Below are 18431 nucleotides of genomic sequence, written 5' to 3'. Positions count from 1 at the left end.
CTATGGATCGCATGCTCTTCACGGCCATGAGCGGGGCCAACCAGGCGCTCGAACAGCAGGCCGTCGTGGCCAACAACCTGGCCAACGTCGTGACCCCGGGGTTTCGCGCGCAACTGGTGCAGATGCAGTCTTCACCGGTGGCGGGCGAAGGCCTGCCGACCCGTGTGTCGGTGGCCGCCAACGGCGTGGGCGTGGACTGGAGCGAAGGGCCGATCGTGCACACCGACCGCGCGCTGGACGTGGCCCTGGACGAAAACGTGATGCTCGCGGTGCAGACCGGCGACGGCAGCGAAGCCTACACCCGGCGTGGAGACTTGCAGGTCGACGGCACCGGCGCCATGACCGTGGGCGGGCGTCCGGTGATCGGCGATGGCGGGCCGGTCACCGTGCCGCTGGGCAGCGAAGTCACCCTGGGCAGCGACGGCACCATCAGCGTGCGTGAACTGGGCATGGAGCCCCGTGGCTTGAGCCCGGTGGGCAAGTTGAAGCTGGTCTCGGCGTTGCCCGGCACGTTGCAGGCCGGCACCGACGGGCTGTTCCGCACCGCCAACGCCCAAGCCCTGCCGGCCGACGACAGCCTGCGCGTGGCCCCCGGCGCACTGGAAGGCAGCAACGTCAGCCCGACCAACGCCATGGTCGCGATGATCGACAACTCGCGGCGCTACGACATGCAGATGAAAGCCATCAGCACCGCCGACGAAAACGCCAAGAGCGCCAACAGCCTGCTTTCCCTGAGCTGACCGCCCGGTTGAACCGACAAGGAACCCAACGATGATTCGATCACTGTGGACGGCAAAGACCGGCCTGGAAGCCCAGCAGGGGCAAATGGACGTGATCGCCAACAACCTGGCGAACGTCAGCACCAACGGTTTCAAGCGCTCGCGTGCGGTGTTCGAGGACCTGGTGTACCAGAACGTGCGCCAGCCCGGCGCCCAGAGCAGCACCGACACACGCCTGCCCTCCGGCTTGCAGGTGGGCACCGGCGTGCGCGAAGTCGCCACCGAGCGCCTGCACACCCAGGGCAACCTGGAGCAGACCAGCAACTCCAAGGACCTGGCGATCAACGGCCTGGGTTTTTTCCAGGTGGACATGCCCGACGGCAGCACCGGCTACACCCGTGACGGCAGCTTCCAGCTCGACTCCAATGGCGAGATGGTCACCTCCAACGGCTACAAGCTGTCGGCCGGCATCACCATCCCCGCCAACGCCACCGCGATCACCATCAGCAGCGACGGCATCGTCTCGGTGACCACACCGGCCTCGTCCACCGCGACCCAGGTCGGCCAATTGAACTTGGCACTGTTCATCAACCCGGCCGGCCTGGAAAGCATCGGCCAGAACCTCTACCTGGAAACCGACGCCTCGGGCGCGCCCACCGAAACCACGCCGGGCCTCAACGGCGGCGGTACGCTCTCCCAGGGCTACGTGGAAACCTCCAACGTCAACGTGGTGGAAGAAATGGTCGGCATGATCCAGACCCAGCGCGCCTACGAAATCAACAGCAAGGCCGTGGAGAGCTCGGACGAGATGCTCCAGCGTCTGACCCAGCTCTGATCGAGACCCCAACCATGGTTCACAAGTACTTATTGGCCGGCGTGTTGGCCCTGGCGGGCTGCGATCAACTGCCGCACAAACCGGTGGTGCCCGACGAAGACCTGCCGGTGCCGGTCTACCCCTTGCGCCAGGCCAACGGTTCGATCTACCAGGGCAGCCTGGGCTCGCAGCCGCTGTTCGAGGACCGGCGCCCGCGCCGGGTCGGCGACACCCTGACGATCCAGTTGGAAGAACAGGTCAGCGCCAGCAAGAACTCATCGTCCAATGCCAGCCGTGCCGGTTCCATGGGCTTGAGCCTGGCGACCAAATCCAGCCGGCCCAGCCAGGTCGGCTCCTACGGCCTGGACGCGTCCACCACCCACGACTTCGTCGGCGCCGGCGGTTCCCAGGCGAACAACTCGTTCACCGGCACGATTTCCGTGACGGTGATGCAAGTGATGCCCAACGGGCACCTGCGCGTGCGCGGCGACAAACAGATCGCGATCAACCAGGGCACCGAGTTCATCCGTTTTTCCGGGCTGGTCAACCCGCGCAGTATCACCGGTGATAACACCGTGTCGTCGACCCAGGTGTCCCAGGCGCGCATCGAGTACGTGGGCGATGGCTACATCAATGAAGCGCAGCGGATGGGTTGGCTCCATCGCATCCTTCTGAACGTTTCACCTTTCTGAGCCTCACCTTTTTTGAGAACCCATGCCATGTTCATGAGAGCCGCCAGAATCCTGCTGCTGAGCTGCCCGTTGTGGCTGGGCGCGACGGTGCACGCCGAGCAGATCCGCGACATCGCCGACTTTGCCGGCATCCGCCCCAACAACCTGGTGGGCTATGGCCTGGTGGTCGGCCTGGATGGCAGCGGCGACCAGACCACCCAGAGCCCGTTCACCGAGCAGGGCCTGACCAACATGCTGTCGCAGTTGGGCGTGACCCTGCCGGCCGGCGCGAACATGCAGATGCGCAATATCGCGGCGGTGATCGTCACCGCCAACCTGCCGGCCCTGGCCCGCGCGGGGCAGCAGATCGATGTGGTGGTGTCGTCCATCGGCAACGCCAAAAGCCTGCGCGGCGGCACCCTGCTGATGACCCCGATGAAGGGCGCCGACGGTGAGGTCTACGCCGTGGCCCAGGGCAACCTGCTGGTGGGCGGTGCCGGGGCGTCGGCCAACGGCAGCAGCGTGACGGTCAACCAGTTGGCCGGCGGGCGCATCAGCCGCGGCGCGATCATCGAGCGCACGGTGGCGCTGAACCTGAACAACGAACGTGGCCTGCTCGGGCTGTCCCTGCATGATCCGGACTCGGCCACCGCGCAGCGCGTGGTGACGGCAATCAACCTGGAAATGCGCCGCACCGTGGCGTCGGCGGTGGACGGCGGCCTGATCGAGATCCAGGGCCCGCTGTCGCCCAATGAGCGCACCAACTTCATGGCGCGCATCGAGAGCATCGACGTACTGCCGATCCAGGCGCGACCGAAGGTGATCCTCGATTCGCGCACCGGCTCCGTCGTGCTCAACAGCTCGGTGAAGCTGTACCGCGCCGCCGTGGCCCACGGCAACCTGTCGGTCATCATCGACACCACCAACACGGTCAGCCAGCCCGGCGCCTTCAGTGGCGGCCAGACGGCGACCAGCTCCCAGAGCAATATTTCCATCGAGTCCCAGGGCGGTTCGCTGCACCTGCTCGAAGGCACGGCGAACTTGATGGACGTGATCAAAGGCCTGAATGCACTGGGGGCCACCCCGCAGGATCTGATGGTTATTCTGCAGGCACTCAAGGCCGCCGGTTCATTGCGGGCCGAGTTGGAGATCATCTGATGAAAAGCGCCGATGGTTTTGCCCTGGATGTGCAGGGCCTGGACCGGCTGCGCAACAGTGCGCACCTGGACCCCCATGCCGGACTCAAGGAAGCCAGCAAACAGTTCGAGGCGCTGTTCCTGCAGATGATGCTCAAAAGCATGCGGGCGGCGGTGCCCAAGTCGGAGATGTCGAACAACTCGCAGACCGAGATGTACACCGAGATGCTCGACCAGCAATGGGCCCAGAGCCTGGCGGGCAAAGGCATCGGCCTGGCCGAGCAACTCACCCGGCAATTGAGCGGCTACACCACCCGCCAGAGCCCCGAGCTGGACAGCGCCACCAGCGCCTTCCTCGACCTGCCGCCGGCGCGCCCCTCGCCGTTTGCCAGCCCGGCGTTTGATGCCTGGAAGCGCCGCGAAGTCAGCGGCACCGACAAGGACCAACCCGAGCATGTGCAAGCGTTTATCGCGCGCTTGAGCGAGCCGGCGCAAAAGGCCGCGCGCAGCAGTGGCGTGCCCGCCGAACTGATCCTGGCCCAGGCCGCCCTGGAAACCGACTGGGGCCGGCGCACCATCACCACCGCCGGCGGCGCCGACAGCCACAACCTGTTCGGCATCAAGGCCGGCGGCCAATGGCAAGGCCCGACCACCCAGGTGATGACCACCGAATACACCGACGCCGAGGCGCAAAAACAGTTGGAAGCGTTTCGCGTGTACCCCAGCGACGAAGCCGCCTTCAACGACTACGCCCGCTTGATGCGCAGCCGCCCCGGCTACGCCGCCGTGCGCACCGCCAACGATGCGCCCCAGGCCGCCGTCGCGCTGCAACAGGGCGGTTATGCCACCGACCCGCGCTATGCCCAGAAGCTGATTTCGGTGATGGCCACCATCGGTCCGCTGCGCACCGTCCCGGCCGTGGCGCAGTTGCAAAACGATTTATAGAACAGGGGTCAAGTTGCCCTTTCGCCGGGCCGATAGTGCCAACCATGTAGCCCAGGAGCTTCTCGATGAGCATTATTTCCATTGGCGTCAGCGGCCTGACCGCCGCGCAGATCGCCCTCAGCACCAGCAGCAGCAACACCACCAACGCCTACACGGAGGGTTACACCCTGCAGGTGGCGACCTTCTCCGAAGCCACCGCTGGCAGCGGCGTGCAGATCGCCAGCGTGGATCGCCAGTACAACCAGTTCGTCACCAGCCAGCTCAACAGTTCCACCAGTGCCGAGAGCGCGTTGTCGACCTACCAGACCGAAATCGACCAGATCGACAGCCTGTTGGCCGACGGCGACGCCAGCCTCGACACCCTGATGCAAAGCTTCTTCTCGGCGATCCAGACCCTGACCTCCGACGCCAGCGACACCGCCGCGCGCGAGGAAGTGATCGGCGCCGCGCAAACCCTCACATCGCAGTTCACCCAACTGGGCAGCTACCTGGACGACATGGCCAGCGACGTGAACAGCCAGATCAGCGACCAGGTCACCCAGGTCAATGACCTCAGCGAACAGATCGCCGGCCTGAATAAAAAGATCAGCCTGTCCGAAGCGTTGGGCACCACCTCCAACACCCTGCTCGACCAGCGCGACCTGCTGGTCAGCCAGCTCAGCGAACTGGTGGACGTGGACGTCACCACCCAGAGCAACGGCAGCTACACCGTGTCCCTGAGCAACGGCCTGGCGCTGGTGTCGGGCAATGACAGCTTCGACCTGAGCACCGCCGTCTCGGCCAGCGACCCGACGCAAACCGTGGTCACCTATGTGGACGCCGCCGGTCACACCACCACCCTGGACGATTCCACCTTCGAGGGCGGCTCCCTGGGCGGCTTGATGGACTTTCGCGACACCAGCCTGACGGACGCGCAAAACCAGCTGGGTATCCTCGCGGTCAGCCTGACCCAAGCCTTCAACACCTTGCAGGCCGCCGGCACGGACCTGAATGGCGACACCGGCACCGCAGTGTTCTCGGTGGACAACCCGAGCATCTACGGCAATACCCAGAACACCGGCGATGCCACCTTGAGCGCGACCTTCACCGACGATGTCAGCGCCTTGAGCGCCACCGACTACACCGTCAAGTATTCCGCCACCGACGGCTACACCGTGACCCGCAACGACACCGGTGCCAGCGTCACCGCGGCCTATGACAGCAGCAGCGCCACCCTGACCTTCGCCGGCATGAGCGTGGCCATCAGCGGCACGGCCGACAGCGGCGACAGCTTCCTGGTATTGCCCACGCGCAACGCCGCCAGCAGCTTCACCACCTTGACCAGCGACGGCAGCCTGATCGCCGCCGGCACCTCCACCGGCGCCAGCGACAACAGCAACGCCCTGGCGATGCTCGACCTGCAGACCAGCAACATCGTCAGCGGCAGCAAGACCCTCAGCCAGACCTATTCGACCCTGGTCAGCGACGTGGGCAGCACCGCGAGCAAGGTCGCCGGGCAACTGGAAACCCAATCCGGCCTCACCGACCAACTGACCACCCTGCAGCAGTCGGAATCGGGGGTGAACCTGGATGAAGAGGCGGCCAACCTGATCGTCTACCAGCAGTACTACCAGGCCTGCGCGAAGGTGGTCGAAGTGGGCACGACCCTGCTCGACACCCTCCTCGACATCAACTAGCGGAGCGACGCCATGCGCCTTAGCAGTGCGACGATTTACAACCAGAACCTGAACTCGATGCTCACCCAGGAAAGCGCCTACCAGGACGCCGCCCAGGAAGTGTCCAGCGGCACGCGGGTGGTCACCCCTTCCGACGATTCGCTGGCCGCCGCCCAAGCGGTCAACGTGCGCCAGGCGATCGCGGCGAATAGCCAATATGCCGACTCGCGCAGCGCGATCAACACCTCCTTGTCCCAGGAAGAAAGCACCCTGGACAGCATCAACGACGCCATCACCAGCGCCCAGTCGCTGATCGTACAGGCCAACAACGGCACCTTGAGCGACGCCGACCGCGAATCCATCGCCACCTCGCTGCAAGGGGTGTACGACACCCTGGTGACCCTGGCCAACGCCACGGACAGCAACGGCAATTACCTGTTTTCCGGCTACCAGAGCCAAAGCCCGGCGTTCGCCACCAATGCCGCTGGCGAGCTGGTGTACCAGGGCGACAGCAATGCGGTCACGCAGTTGGTCAGCTCCACCCAGAGCATGGCCAGCGGCGACACCGGAGCGACGATTTTCCTCTCGGTGAGCAGTTCGGCGGGGTTCATCGCCCAGGCCGGCAGCAACAGCGGCAGCGTGACCTACAGCGGCCCGACCATCACCGACACCCAGAACGCCAACTACGGCACCGGCTTCAGCCTGACCTTCAGCACCGCCGCCGATGGCACCGCGCAATACAGCCTCGACGGCGCCGACCCGGTGGCCTACACCTCGGGCGACACCCTGGAAGTCAACGGCCTGTCCCTGACCCTTACCGGCACCCCGGTGGACGGCGACACGATTGCCGTGAGCAAAGCGGCCGACGCCAACCCGGACGTGTTCGCCACCCTGAAAAACCTGATCTCGGTGCTGCAAACCCCGGTGGAAACCGACGCCGACCAAGCCAACCTGAACAACACCCTGGCCACCGCCAGCCGCCAACTGAACAACGCCCAGGACAAAGTACTCACGGTACAGACCTCGGTAGGCTCGCGGCTCAACCAACTGGACGTACTCGACACCATCGGCGACGACCTGGCCCTGAGCTACACCGAACGCCTGTCCGGCCTGGTGGATGCCGACTACACCGAGTCAGTCAGCGAGTACACCGCACTGCAAGTGGCGTTGCAGGCGGCGCAGCAGACCTTCGTGAGCATCCAGAAGATGTCGCTGTTTGAATACATCTGAAAACGCTGGGAGGGGTTGGGCTTGGCGCTCCGATACCGAAGCGGATGGTGGATCGGTGTACGACGTGGACAATTTAAGGGTTAATACCCCAAAAAATCACATTGGCCTCCATAGAACGTCGCAGGCATGACATGGCACATATTTCTGATTTCACAGAAGCGCAATTTATTGAATTGATCAATGAGATACGAAGCGTAAACAAAGGCGGAACAGATGACGCGCTGGGCCAATTGCTGGAAAAATTCAGCCAGCTTGCGGGGCATCCAGAGGGATACGATTTGATTTTCCACCCTGAATCAGGGGCTGATAACTCTGCCGAAGGCGTGACGCGGACGGTCAAGGCATGGCGTGCGGCCAACGAACTCCCCGGCTTCAAGGACGCTTGAGGTCCAACCTCGACCAGCCTGAAGGGCTGCCGGTTATCCCACCGTTCTATTCTGGGGGCGTCAAGGCCGTGCCATGTTGTCGACCAGGTACTGCATGAAGTGCAGGGTATTGGTGAGCAGGCTGGCCAGGAACGGGCCGAGGTCGCCCATCACCACCATCAGCAGGATCAGGCCCACGCTCAGTGTCAGTGGGAAGCCGACCGAAAATACCGTCAACTGTGGCGCGACCCGGTTGAGGATGCCCATCGCCAGGTTGATGATCAGCAGCGTGGCGACCATGGGCAAGGCCAGCAGCAGGCCGGTGAGGAAGATGGTGCTGCCGTAGCGGGCGATCAGGTTCCAGGCATTGGGGTCGAAGCGCAGTTGGCCGATGGGCAGGCTTTTGAAGGTGTTCGCCAGCAATTCCAGGACCATCAGGTGGCCGTCCAGCGCCAGGAACATCAGGATCGTGATCATGCCCAGGTAGCGCGACAGCACCAGGCTGTTGGTGCTGGTGTCAGCGGAAAAAAACGTGGCGAACGCCAGGCCCATTTGCATGCCGCAGATATCGCCGGTCATCTCCACCACCGCCAGCGTCACGCGCATGACCATGCCCAGCGACATGCCGATCAGCACCTGTTCCACCGTCACCCCCAGCCCGGCCCAGGAGAACAGGGCAACGTCCGGCAGCGGCGGCAGGTTGGGCGCCAGCAGGAACGCCAGCAGCATCGCCAGGCCGACCTTCACCGGGCTCGCGACGTTTTTATGCCCCAGGATCGGGTCGCTCATCAGGTACGCCAGCACGCGGCAGAACGGCCAGAAAAAACTGGTGAGCCACAGTTGCAACTGCGCCGAACTGAACTCGATCAACGCCCGTCAGCCAATCAGCGTGGGCAGGCTGGTGAACAGTGCGCGGGTGTAGTCCACCAGCATTTCCATGATCAAGGGCCCGGCGATCACCAGCACCACGCACACGCCAATGATCTTGGGGATAAACGACAAGGTCGACTCGTTGATCTGCGTGGCGGCCTGGAACAGGCTCACCAGCAAGCCGATAAACAGCGTGACGAACAACACGGGCGCGGCCACGATCATGCTCATGCGCATGCCTTTGTATGCCAGGTCCATGACCATTTCCGGGGTCATCGTCTACCTCCTCATCCGGTGAAAAAACTCTGCGCCAGGGAGCCGAGCAGCAGTTGCCAACCGTCCACCAGCACAAACAGCATCAGCTTGAACGGCAGCGAAATGGTGGACGGCGGCACCATCATCATGCCCAGCGCCATCAGCACGCTCGCCACCACCAGGTCGATGATCAGGAACGGGATGAAAATGGTGAACCCGGCCTGGAACGCGGTCTTCAATTCGCTGGTGACAAACGCCGGCAGCAGCACACGCATAGGCACATCTTCGGGCCCTTGCAGGTCGCCGAGGCGGGCCACGCGGGCGAACAGCGCGAGGTCGCCCTGGCGGGTCTGGGTGAGCATGAAGGCGCGAAACGGCTGGCTGCCCTTGTCGAGAAATTGCTCCACGGTGATCTCATCCCGGGAGAACGGTTGCCAGGCGCTTTCGTAGGCCTGGTCCAGGGTCGGCGACATGACGAAAAACGTCAGGAACAGCGCCAGCCCCAGCAGCACCTGGTTCGGCGGCGCCGAGGTGGTGCCGATGGCCGTGCGCAGCAGGCCCAGCACGATGATGATGCGGGTGAACCCGGTCATCATCAGCAGCACCGCCGGCAGGAACGCCATGGCGCTGAGCAGCAGCAGGGTTTGCAGGCTCAGCGACCATTGCTGGCCGCCGGCCTGGCCGGTGAAGGCGCTCAGGCCCTGCATTGCCGGTTCCAGGGCGGTCATGACGAACGCCCCTTGCGCTGCAGGTTGTGTTTCAAGGCGCTGGCCAGGCGCTCGGCGAAGCTGTCACCCGGCACGGCAAGCGCCGGTTCAGGCTCGGCGGCCGGTGCGTCGAACTGCGCCAGTGCGGTGACTTGCTGGGCAGTGACGCCCAGCACCAACCATTGGTCGCGCACGTGCACGATGACGACTTTCTCGCGCTGGCCCACGCCGGTGCTGTTGACCACCCGCACCGTCTTGCCCGAGGCCTGCGGCCGTGAGCCCATCCGCCGTGCGAGCCAGCCGCAGACCAGCACGCAGGCGACCACCACCGCCAGGGCCATCGCGGTCTTGCCCAGCAGTGCCAGGTTCATCACGCTGTCCGAGGGCACGCCAAGGGGCACGGGTGTCGCGCTGATCTGGCTCATCGGTTGAGCTTTTGCACGCGTTCGGACGGGGTAATGATTTCCGTGATCCGAATGCCGTATTTGTCATCCACCACCACCACTTCGCCCTGGGCGATCAGGTAGCTGTTGATCAGGATGTCCATCGGTTCCCCCGCCAGGCCGTCCAGTGCCAGTACCGAGCCCTGGGCCAGTTCCAGCAACTGCTTGATGGTGATCCGCGTGCGACCGAGCTCGACGCTGAGCTTGACCGGAATGTCCATGATCATTTCCAGCTCACGCGCGGCAGCGGCAGGCGTGGGTGTCGGCAACGGCTTGAACAGGCTCGAGCCTACGCTCGGCGCCGGGCCGGCCACCGCTGCGTCGGTCTGCTCCTGTTCGGCCAGGGCCGCCGCCCACGGGTCGTCATCACCGGCGTCGACGGCATCGGCATCGGCGGCCTGTTCGGCGAGGGCGTCGGCCCATTCATCGGGCTCTTGGGGCTCGAGGGTGTTTGAATCAGTCATGGTCGGATTCCTTGGCAGTGGACACGTGGCCCTTCACGAATCGGCTGGTAGAAGAGGAAGAAAGGCTCAGGGAGTGGTCGACCAGGTCCTTGACCAGTAACGCGCGCTGGCCGTTCTGGCTGCCGTACTCACAGGTCATGACCGGCACGCCGTCGACCCGCGCGTTGATGATGTCGGGCAGCTCGATGGGCAACACATCGCCCACCTTGAGCGCCATGACCTGGCCCATGCGGGCATCCAGCTCGACGAAGTCGGCAATCAGCTCGATCTCCGAATGGGCGATCTCGCCGGCCATACGCTTGTTCCAGTGGCGCTCTTCGTCGGGATTGGTATCGGTCAACGGGCCGTTGAGCAATTGGCGCATCGGCTCGATCATCAGGTACGGGATCACGATGTTGAAATCGCTGGACAGGTTGCCGACCTCCAGGTGGAAGGTGGCATTGACCACGATTTCGTTCGGCGAGCTGGTGATGTTGGCGAACTTGGCCTGCATCTCCGAGCGCAGGTATTCGATGTCCAGGGGGTAGACCGACTTCCAGGCATCCTTGTAGGCGTCCACCGCCAGGCTCAGCAAACGCCGGATGATGCGCTGCTCGGTATGCGTGAATTCGCGGCCTTCGGACTTGGTCACGAAGCGCCCGTCGCCACCGAACAGGTTGTCCACCACCATGAACACCACGCTCGGCGGGAACACCACCAGGGCCGTGCCGCGCAGCGGTTTCATCGCCAGCAGGTTGATGTTGGTGGGCATCGGCATGTGCATCGAGAATTCGCTGTAGCTCTGGTAGCGCACGCTTTTGACGGTGATGTCGATGCTGCGCCGGATCAGGTTGAACAGGCTCATGCGAAAGTAACGGGCGAAGCGCTCGTTGATGATGTCCAGGGCGTGCAGACGCTCATGGATCACCCGGTGCTGGGTCGCCGGGTCGTAGGGGCGGACTCGCGAAGCGTCCAGGGTGTCGGCGTCGTCCGCCGGCGCATCACCCTCGTCGCCGCCGCGAAGCAGCATGTCGATCTCGTCCTGGGAGAGCAAATCGTCAATGGCCATGGCTTACTGCACGATAAAGTCGGTGTACAGCACGCGTAGCACCGCGGGTGCGGGCTGCTGCGGTGCCAGGGACTGCCTGAGGGTTTCCAGGATGCGCTCGGCCAGCGCCGCCTTGCCCTGGGGCGTGATGACCAGCGCGGCGTTCTGCCCGCTCAACAGGGTCAACAGTTGGCTGCGCACTTGCGGCATGTATTGCTGCAACTGCGCCTGGGTCGCGTCATCCGCCACTTCCAGGGCAAACCCCACGTACAGCAGGCGTGGCTCGTCGCGCTCGTTCACCAGGTTGACCGTCATCGGCGCGATGTTGACCAGCCGTGGCGCCTGGGGTTTTGTCTCGGCGGGCTCGGCCTTCGCCGCCTCGCCGGTCTTGGCGATCCGGCTGAGGTAGACGTAGGTACCGGCAGAGCTGCCGGCGACGACGACCAGCGCCAGCAGCAGAATCAGGAGCCAGGGGGTTTTGCGGGTGGTGGTCATTATTGGCGGAACCATGGAATGAAGGGGGAACGGTTAGGCAGGGCTCAGTATGACCATCGCCCTGCCCGGCCCATGGCGCGATAAGACCGGGGTAACGGTGGTATCTCGCTGTTTTGATTTGGGATTCAGACGTACAGGTCGACCCCCGAACTGCTCAGCAACACCTGCTGGACCTGCGCCGGCAGCGCCTCGTCGCGGCTGACCGCCACGTTTGCCGGGCTGGCCTGCGGGTCACGCTGCGCCTGGCCGCCTGCCGCCTGGCGCGAGGACTGGTCGCTGACCGACGCCTGCCCCAGCGCGATGCCTTGGCTCGCCAGGGCCTCGCGCAGTTGCGGCAACGCCTGCTCCACCGCCGCGCGCACCGAGGCATGGGCCGCCTGGAACTGCGCCTGGGTGGTGCCGTCGTTCAGGTTGAGGCTGATGGACAGCGGCCCCAGCTCGGCGGGATGCAGGCGCAGGTCCACCTGCTGATCGCCGCGTGTGACCATGTCGACCATCTGCTGGCCCAGGTCGGCGGCCCATTCGGTGCTGCCGATGGCGGCGCTGAGCACCAGGCCATTGGTGGCGAGGTTGTCGGGCGCGGCCCGCACGGGGGTCGGCGCAAGGCTGAAGAAGGTTTGCGCATCGGGCTGACTGTCAGGCTGTCGGTCGTCGGTTTGCGTATGCACCGTGGGCACGCTGTCGGCAACGGTGGCGACCAGGGCCGGCATGGCATCCGGCAGGTCGAGGGATTCGCTGGCGATGTCGGTATCGTCCTCCGCCACCGGCACGCTGGGCGCCTGCACCGCGCTGACCACCGGGGTGGACACCGAAGGCGCGGTGCTCACGGCCACGGGCGCCGCCACCGGCACACTGACGGGAATCGCCGGCACCACGATCATCGCGGCGGTGTCCGACTGGCCGGCGCTCTCGATCAACGCCATGCGCTGGCGGATATCGTCCAGGCTGGTGTCGCCTTTGGAGGTCGGCTCGGGGTCTTGAACGGACGCCACGGGTTCATCGGCGATGAGGTTCAACACGTCGTCCGCCACTGGCGTTGTCGGCTCGGTGGCGAGCGGCTGCACCTGGGCGAGCACCGGCACGGGCGTCGCGACAGGCTCGGGGGCGACTGGCGCGACCGAGGCATCCGGCGCAACCGGAGCAACCGGAGCAACCGGCGCGGTTTCGACCGGCACCGCCGGCAGCGGGTCTGCCGTCGGCGCGCTCACCTGGCTCAACACCTGCGAAAACGACACGCTCGGCACCTGCGACGCCTCGGCGGGCGCATCGCTCGCCACAGCGGTCGACGCAGGCGCGGCAGCCTGGGGCATTAACGACGCAAGAATATCCATGGTGTCCCTTAGTGGCTGCTATCGATGGAAGAAGGAAACGTCGCCGCCCGCCGCCGTAACTGGCTGGCCAGCTCATCGGTTTGACGCTGTTCGATACGCCCGGCACGCACCTGGGCCTGCTCGGCGCGACGGCTCAACAAAGCCTCGATCGCGCTGACCTTGCGCCACTGCGCCATCCACGCGAGCTGGTGGTGCGCCACCTGTTTGCGGTGTCGCTCCAGGCTCTTTTGCGCGCGCTCCACGGCGTCTTCCAACGACTGCAAAAAGCCGCGGTAATTGGTCAAGGCCGAGGGGCTCATGCCGTCCTTGGCCAGCTCCAATTGCAGGTTCTGGCGGTACTCCTGCTGGTACTGGTCCAGGGCGCGCAACTGGTTGATCACCTGTTGTTCGGCGGCGCGGCTTTGCGCCAGGGCGCGGGCCGCGACGTCGCGGGCCTTGGCGGTCAGTTCGATCAGCAGGTGCAGCGAGTCGTCAGCCATCGGTGGTCACTCGAAAAAGTCAGTTGCCGGGAAACAACAGGTTGAGGCCGTGCAGGGTCTCCTCGACGCTGGCGCGGTCGTCGATGCGCTGCTGCAGGAACCGCTCGATATGCGGGTACAAGCCCACCGCGCGGTCCAGTTGCGCATCGTGGCCCTGGGTGTAGGCGCCCACGCTGATCAGGTCGCGGTTGCGTTGGTAGCGCGACAGCGTTTGCTTGAGTTGATTGGCTTTGCGTTGCTGGGCGTCGCTGGCGATGGCGGTCATCGCGCGGCTGATCGACGCTTCGATATCAATGGCCGGGTAGTGCCCGCTTTCGGCCAGGTGCCGGGACAGCACGATATGCCCGTCCAGAATCGCCCGCGCCGAGTCGGCAATCGGGTCCTGCTGGTCGTCGCCTTCGCTGAGCACGGTGTAGAACGCGGTGATCGAACCGCCACCGGGCGGCCCGTTGCCGGTGCGTTCCACCAGTTTTGGCAGCTTGGCGAACACCGACGGCGGGTAGCCTTTGGTGGCCGGCGGTTCGCCCACGGCCAGGGCGATTTCGCGCTGGGCCATGGCATAGCGCGTCAGGGAATCCATGATCAGCAGCACGTCTTTGCCCTGGTCGCGAAAATCTTCAGCCACCCGTGTGGCGTACAGCGCGCCCTGCAAGCGTTGCAGCGGCGATGTGTCGGCCGGCGCGGCGACCACCACGGAGCGGCGCAGGCCCTCTTCACCGAGGATGTTGTCGATAAAATCCTGCACCTCGCGACCCCGCTCGCCGATCAACCCCACCACGATCACATCGGCCTGGGTGTAGCGCGCCATCATGCCCAGCAGCACCGACTTGCCCACGCCGGAGCCGGCAAACAGGCCCAGGCGCTGGCCGCGTCCGACACACAGCAAGGCATTGATGGCGCGGATGCCCACGTCGATCTGGCGGTCGATGGGCGCGCGCTTGAGCGGGTTGAGCGGCTGAGTGTGCAAGCCGGCGTGATGGGCGCCCAGCAGCGGGCCGCGACCGTCCAGAGGTTGGCCGCCGCTATCGAGCACACGGCCGAGCAACGCCATGCCAAGGGGAAAACGGCGATTGCCGCCGGCACCGGTCTGGCCGTCCTCGGCGGCGAACACCCGCGCCCCCGGTTGCAGGCCGTGGATTTCCGCCAGGGGCATCAGGTACAGGGTGTCGCCGGCAAAGCCGACCACTTCGGCCTCGGCGTACACGCCCTCGAAAGCGGTGAGTTCAATGCGGCAGGCACCGCCCAGCGGCAGGCGCAGGCCGACCGCCTCCAGCACCATGCCGGTGGCGCGGGTAATGCGCCCGCTGCGCAAGTGTGGCGCGACCTGCAACGGCGCGCCCTGCAATATCGCCAAGCGCTGGCTCCAGCGCGCGAGATGGACGTTCATGGCAACTCATCCAGGGCGCGCTCGACGTTGCGCTGAAGTAGGTCCAGGCGCGAAGGCCGCGTGGCATCCAGCTCGCCGCCGGCGCTGACCACACGGCAACCGCCCGGCAACATCGCGGGGTCGGCGTGCAAGGCCCACCCCGCCGCGTCGATCTGCGCGCCGAGGCTGTCCTGCACGCGCTGCAAATCCTCCGGGTTGAGCCACAGTTTGGGTTTGCCGGTGAGTTCCAGGTCGCTGTCGAGCAGGCGGCTGATCAGCACCAGCACCTGTTCAGGCTGCGCGGTCAGCGCCTCGCCGGCCAACTGCCGCGCGGCTTCCAGGGCAATGCGCACCAATTGGCTGGCGATCTGCACATCCATCGACTTGAGGGCTTCGTCGAAGTTGCGGCACAACTCCAGCAGCGGTTGCAGGGTGCGCACCACCTGTTGCTGCAACTCCACCGCGGCGGCCTGGCGTCCTTCCTCCAGACCCTGGGCATAACCTTGCTCCACGCCTTGGGCATGCCCGGTCTGCCGGGCTTCGGCGAGGGTCTTTTCGCGCAGCACCTGCATGTCCAACTTGTGCTGGAAGGCTTGCTTGCGCAGGCGTTCGCGATGGCTGCTGTGCGGGTCGTCGGTGGACGTCGCCGGGCTGGCCAGCGGGTCCATCTGCCAGGGTTGCCAGTCAGACATAGGTGTCATTGCCGCGCGCGGTCACGATGTCGCCGCTGTCGGACAAGCGCCGCACCACGGCGAGGATGGCCTTCTGTTCGGTTTCGATCTGCGACATGCGGATCGGCCCGCGTGCCTCCATGTCTTCCCGGAACAACTGCCCGGCACGCTGGGACATGTTGTGCAGGAAGCGTTCGAGCAATGCCGGCGGCGAGCCTTTGAGGGCGATGGCCAGGGAATTCTGCTCGACCTGTTGCAGCAGGGTCTGGATGCCGCGGTCGTCGACGTCGATCAGGTTTTCGAACAGGAACATCTCGTCGAGGATCTTCTGCGCCAGGTCCTCGCTGTGCTCGCGCACGGTGCCGATGGCCAGTTCTTCGTGGGTCGAGCTCATCAGGTTGAGGATCTCCGCCGCCGTGCGCACGCCGCCCATTTTGCTGCGCTTGAGGCTTTGGCCGTCGAGCATGGTGCCAAGCACTTCGGTCAGTTCCTGCAACGCCACCGGCTGTACGCCGCTGAAGGTGGCGATCCGCAGGATGATGTCGTTGCGCAGGCGGTCGGGCAGCAATTGCAGGATGTCGGAGGCCTGGTGGCGCTCCAGGTGCACCAGGATGGTGGCGATGATCTGCGGGTGTTCGTCGCGGATCATCTCGGCGACCATCGAGGCTTCCATCAGGTTCAGCTTGTCGATGCCGGAACCGGTATTGGTGTTTTCGAGGATGTCGTCGATCAGGCTGGCGGCGCGCTCGCTGCCCAGGGCCTTGGTGAGCACCGCGCGAATATGGTCGCTGGTCTGGATGTTGATGGCGGCGTACTGGTCGCTCTCGTCCATGAACTCTTCGAGCACCTGGCGCATTTCGTCATGGGACACCTGGCTCAAGCGCGCCATTTCCATGCTGATGGTTTCCACATCGCTGCTGGGCAGGAACTTGAACACTTCCGCCGCGCTGTCGGCGTCCAGGGACAGCAGCAAGATCGCACTGCGGCGCGAGCCGGTCATTTTGTTAGTCATTTTTCTTCATCCATCCGCGCACGATCATGGCGACCAGCCGCGGGTCTTCGGCGGCGATCTGTTGCAGGCTCTGCAGGTTCTGCTCATACAACGCCGATTTGCGCGGCAGGGTGTGCGGCAGGCTCTCCTGGCCGGCGACGACGACGCTGGTGCCGGTGCCGGTGCCGGTCGGCAGCAACGCGGCGCCCGACTCGGCGGCGCTGAGGGCGAGCATCTGCGCCTGATGGTTGGCGTTGCGGCGCTGCATCGGGCGCAGCACCAGCCACCACAACAGCAGCGCGGCGAAGGCCACCAGCAGATAACGCAAGCCGCTGGTCAGCAGGTTGTAGGCCTCGGGGGTTTTCCACCAGGGCTGCTCGGCCACCGACGTGTCTTCGGTCACGAACGGGCTGTTGATCACCTGCAGCGCATCGCCACGGCTTTCGGTAAAGCCCATGGCCTGGCGCACCAGGTTGTTGATGTTGTCCAACTCTTCCTTGCTCAGCGGCTCGGTGGTCGGCGTGCCGTCCTTGAGCACGGTGCGGTAGTTGACGACCACGGCGGTGGTCAGGCGCTGGATCGTGCCCAGGCTCGACTTGACGTGCTCGACGTTGCGGTCGACCTCGTAGTTGATCATCCGCTCGCTTTGGGTGGTGCTGGCGGGCTTGTTGGCCTTGGCATCGCTGGCCGTGGCGGCGGCAGCCGTCCCGCCGGCCGGGGTCGGGGCGGTGGCTTTGGTCGGCGCCGGGGTGTTGGGCGGCGCGTTGGTCAGCGCGCCCGGCACGCCGCGACCGGCGTCATCGCCGTCCACCACATGCTCGGAGGTCTGTTTGCTGCGCACCGCCGCCTCGTTGCTGTCCTGGTTCGGCGCGTAGCGTTCGGCGGTGCTTTCGCGGGAGGAAAAATCCACCTGGGCGACCACTTGGGCATGCACGTTCTGGCTGCCGAGCAACGGCGTGAGGATGTCTTCGATGCGGCGCTGATAGGAGCGCTCGATCTCATGCACATAGTCGAGCTGGGTGCCGTCCGGGCCATTGGCATCGCCACGGACCTGGGACAGCAGGCGCCCGTTCTGGTCAACCACGGTGACCGCGTCGACGCTCAGTTCCGGCACGCTGGAGGTGACCAGGTGCACGATCGCGCTGGCCTGGCTTTGCCCCAGCTCGCGGCCGGGTTGCAGGGTCAGCACCACCGAGGCGCGCGCGGCTTCACGGTCGCGCACGAATACCGATTGCTTGGCCATCACCAGATGCACCCGCGCCTTGGCCACCGGCCCCAGGGACTCGATGGTCCGCGCCAGTTCGCCTTCCAGGCCGCGCTGGTAATTGAGGTGTTCGGCAAACTGGCTGACGCCGAAGGCCTGCTTGTCCAGCAGCTCGAAACCGACACTGCCGCCCTTGGGCAAGCCTTGCTCGGCCAGTTGCAGGCGCAGGGCGTTCATCTTGTCGCCGGGCACCAGGATGGTGTTGCCGCCTTCACTCAGGCGATAGGGAATGGCGCGCTTGTCCAGCTCGCTGATGATTTGCCCGCCATCGGCTTCGCCGAGCCCGGAAAACAGCACGCGGTATTCCGGCTCGCGCGCCCACAGCAGCAACGCCACCACCACCGCCACGGCAGCGGCGGCCGCCAGCAACAACGGCACCAGGGGCTGGTTGCGAAACAGCGTGGTCAGCGCCTCCAACGGCTTGGTCGGCGTACGGATCGCCAGATTTTTTTGCGCGCCTTTGGCCAGGACTGCGGTACTCACGAACACCTCGATAGCGAGGGTAGGGCCTGTACGAAAGACATTGCAGAGTC

22 protein-coding genes are annotated in these 18431 nt (G+C 65.1%); 9 read left to right on the top strand and 13 right to left on the bottom strand.

Annotation, left to right across the window (positions count from 1 at the left end; all coding sequences use genetic code 11):
- The first annotated feature begins 2 nt into the window (after nt 1-2).
- From ACLH0J_RS09550 to ACLH0J_RS09510, 9 genes are all read left to right on the top strand, one after another.
- Nucleotides 3-740 carry a flagellar basal body rod protein FlgF gene (locus tag ACLH0J_RS09550; RefSeq protein ID WP_411391772.1) on the top strand — a complete coding sequence of 246 codons (738 nt, stop codon included), beginning with the start codon at nt 3-5 and terminating at the stop codon, nt 738-740.
- A 31-nt stretch (nt 741-771) separates the two neighbouring features.
- Nucleotides 772-1554, top strand: coding sequence for a flagellar basal-body rod protein FlgG (gene flgG, locus ACLH0J_RS09545; RefSeq protein ID WP_271673827.1), 783 nt, complete (start codon nt 772-774; stop codon nt 1552-1554).
- A 14-nt stretch (nt 1555-1568) separates the two neighbouring features.
- Nucleotides 1569-2225 (top strand): flagellar basal body L-ring protein FlgH, encoded by a 657-nt coding sequence (locus ACLH0J_RS09540; protein ID WP_411391771.1) that lies wholly within the window; start codon nt 1569-1571, stop codon nt 2223-2225.
- Between the two features lie 27 nt (nt 2226-2252).
- Nucleotides 2253-3362: a flagellar basal body P-ring protein FlgI gene (locus ACLH0J_RS09535; protein WP_411391770.1), complete on the top strand. Its 1110-nt coding sequence runs from the start codon at nt 2253-2255 to the stop codon at nt 3360-3362.
- A complete protein-coding gene (gene flgJ / locus ACLH0J_RS09530; protein ID WP_411391769.1) occupies nt 3362-4285 on the top strand; it encodes a flagellar assembly peptidoglycan hydrolase FlgJ in 924 nt (307 codons plus the stop codon). The genes ACLH0J_RS09535 and flgJ overlap by 1 nt, the downstream gene beginning before the upstream one ends.
- Before the next feature lie 65 nt (nt 4286-4350).
- Nucleotides 4351-5961, top strand: coding sequence for a flagellar hook-associated protein FlgK (gene flgK / locus ACLH0J_RS09525; RefSeq protein ID WP_411391768.1), 1611 nt, complete (start codon nt 4351-4353; stop codon nt 5959-5961).
- A gap of 12 nt (nt 5962-5973) precedes the next feature.
- A complete protein-coding gene (gene flgL, locus ACLH0J_RS09520) occupies nt 5974-7170 on the top strand; it encodes a flagellar hook-associated protein FlgL (RefSeq protein WP_411391767.1) in 1197 nt (398 codons plus the stop codon).
- Nucleotides 7171-7225: 55 nt separating this feature from the next.
- On the top strand, nt 7226-7300 hold the full coding sequence (locus ACLH0J_RS09515) for a hypothetical protein (protein ID WP_411392792.1): 75 nt from the start codon (nt 7226-7228) through the stop codon (nt 7298-7300).
- Nucleotide 7301: 1 nt separating this feature from the next.
- Nucleotides 7302-7556 (top strand): bacteriocin immunity protein, encoded by a 255-nt coding sequence (locus ACLH0J_RS09510; protein ID WP_411391766.1) that lies wholly within the window; start codon nt 7302-7304, stop codon nt 7554-7556.
- A gap of 60 nt (nt 7557-7616) precedes the next feature.
- Here ACLH0J_RS09510 and fliR read toward each other — a convergent pair whose 3' ends face one another.
- The 13 genes from fliR to fliF all read right to left on the bottom strand — a co-directional run bounded on the left by fliR (nt 7617) and on the right by fliF (nt 18381).
- Entirely contained in the window at nt 7617-8405 is a 789-nt protein-coding gene (gene fliR, locus ACLH0J_RS09505; RefSeq protein WP_010567397.1) for a flagellar biosynthetic protein FliR, read from the bottom strand.
- 6 nt (nt 8406-8411) lie between these two features.
- A complete protein-coding gene (gene fliQ / locus ACLH0J_RS09500; RefSeq protein WP_017735842.1) occupies nt 8412-8681 on the bottom strand; it encodes a flagellar biosynthesis protein FliQ in 270 nt (89 codons plus the stop codon).
- Between the two features lie 11 nt (nt 8682-8692).
- Nucleotides 8693-9388, bottom strand: a complete 696-nt coding sequence (fliP, locus tag ACLH0J_RS09495; RefSeq protein WP_010567395.1) for a flagellar type III secretion system pore protein FliP — start codon at nt 9386-9388, stop codon at nt 8693-8695.
- Nucleotides 9385-9792 carry a flagellar biosynthetic protein FliO gene (gene fliO / locus ACLH0J_RS09490; protein ID WP_411391765.1) on the bottom strand — a complete coding sequence of 136 codons (408 nt, stop codon included), beginning with the start codon at nt 9790-9792 and terminating at the stop codon, nt 9385-9387. The genes fliP and fliO overlap by 4 nt, the downstream gene beginning before the upstream one ends.
- Nucleotides 9789-10274 carry a flagellar motor switch protein FliN gene (gene fliN / locus ACLH0J_RS09485; RefSeq protein ID WP_411391764.1) on the bottom strand — a complete coding sequence of 162 codons (486 nt, stop codon included), beginning with the start codon at nt 10272-10274 and terminating at the stop codon, nt 9789-9791. The genes fliO and fliN overlap by 4 nt, the downstream gene beginning before the upstream one ends.
- Nucleotides 10267-11322: a flagellar motor switch protein FliM gene (gene fliM / locus ACLH0J_RS09480; RefSeq protein ID WP_262049838.1), complete on the bottom strand. Its 1056-nt coding sequence runs from the start codon at nt 11320-11322 to the stop codon at nt 10267-10269. The genes fliN and fliM overlap by 8 nt, the downstream gene beginning before the upstream one ends.
- A gap of 3 nt (nt 11323-11325) precedes the next feature.
- A complete protein-coding gene (gene fliL / locus ACLH0J_RS09475) occupies nt 11326-11796 on the bottom strand; it encodes a flagellar basal body-associated protein FliL (protein ID WP_411391763.1) in 471 nt (156 codons plus the stop codon).
- Between the two features lie 125 nt (nt 11797-11921).
- Nucleotides 11922-13127 (bottom strand): flagellar hook-length control protein FliK, encoded by a 1206-nt coding sequence (locus ACLH0J_RS09470; protein WP_411391762.1) that lies wholly within the window; start codon nt 13125-13127, stop codon nt 11922-11924.
- Between the two features lie 8 nt (nt 13128-13135).
- Nucleotides 13136-13606 (bottom strand): flagellar export protein FliJ, encoded by a 471-nt coding sequence (fliJ, locus tag ACLH0J_RS09465; RefSeq protein WP_411391761.1) that lies wholly within the window; start codon nt 13604-13606, stop codon nt 13136-13138.
- A gap of 19 nt (nt 13607-13625) precedes the next feature.
- Nucleotides 13626-14993, bottom strand: coding sequence for a flagellar protein export ATPase FliI (gene fliI / locus ACLH0J_RS09460; protein ID WP_411391760.1), 1368 nt, complete (start codon nt 14991-14993; stop codon nt 13626-13628).
- On the bottom strand, nt 14990-15664 hold the full coding sequence (locus ACLH0J_RS09455; protein WP_411391759.1) for a flagellar assembly protein FliH: 675 nt from the start codon (nt 15662-15664) through the stop codon (nt 14990-14992). The genes fliI and ACLH0J_RS09455 overlap by 4 nt, the downstream gene beginning before the upstream one ends.
- Complete coding sequence (fliG, locus tag ACLH0J_RS09450; RefSeq protein ID WP_411391758.1) at nt 15657-16655, bottom strand: flagellar motor switch protein FliG; 999 nt, start codon at nt 16653-16655, stop codon at nt 15657-15659. The genes ACLH0J_RS09455 and fliG overlap by 8 nt, the downstream gene beginning before the upstream one ends.
- Entirely contained in the window at nt 16648-18381 is a 1734-nt protein-coding gene (gene fliF, locus ACLH0J_RS09445) for a flagellar basal-body MS-ring/collar protein FliF (protein ID WP_411391757.1), read from the bottom strand. Before fliF ends, fliG begins: the two co-directional genes overlap by 8 nt.
- Nucleotides 18382-18431: the final 50 nt, after the last annotated feature.

Origin of the sequence: Pseudomonas sp. MPB23 (assembly GCF_046605395.1) — a bacterium.
Lineage (GTDB): Bacteria > Pseudomonadota > Gammaproteobacteria > Pseudomonadales > Pseudomonadaceae > Aquipseudomonas.
Note: the sequence above shows the minus strand (reverse complement) of the source record. Positions and strands in the feature narration are given on the sequence as shown.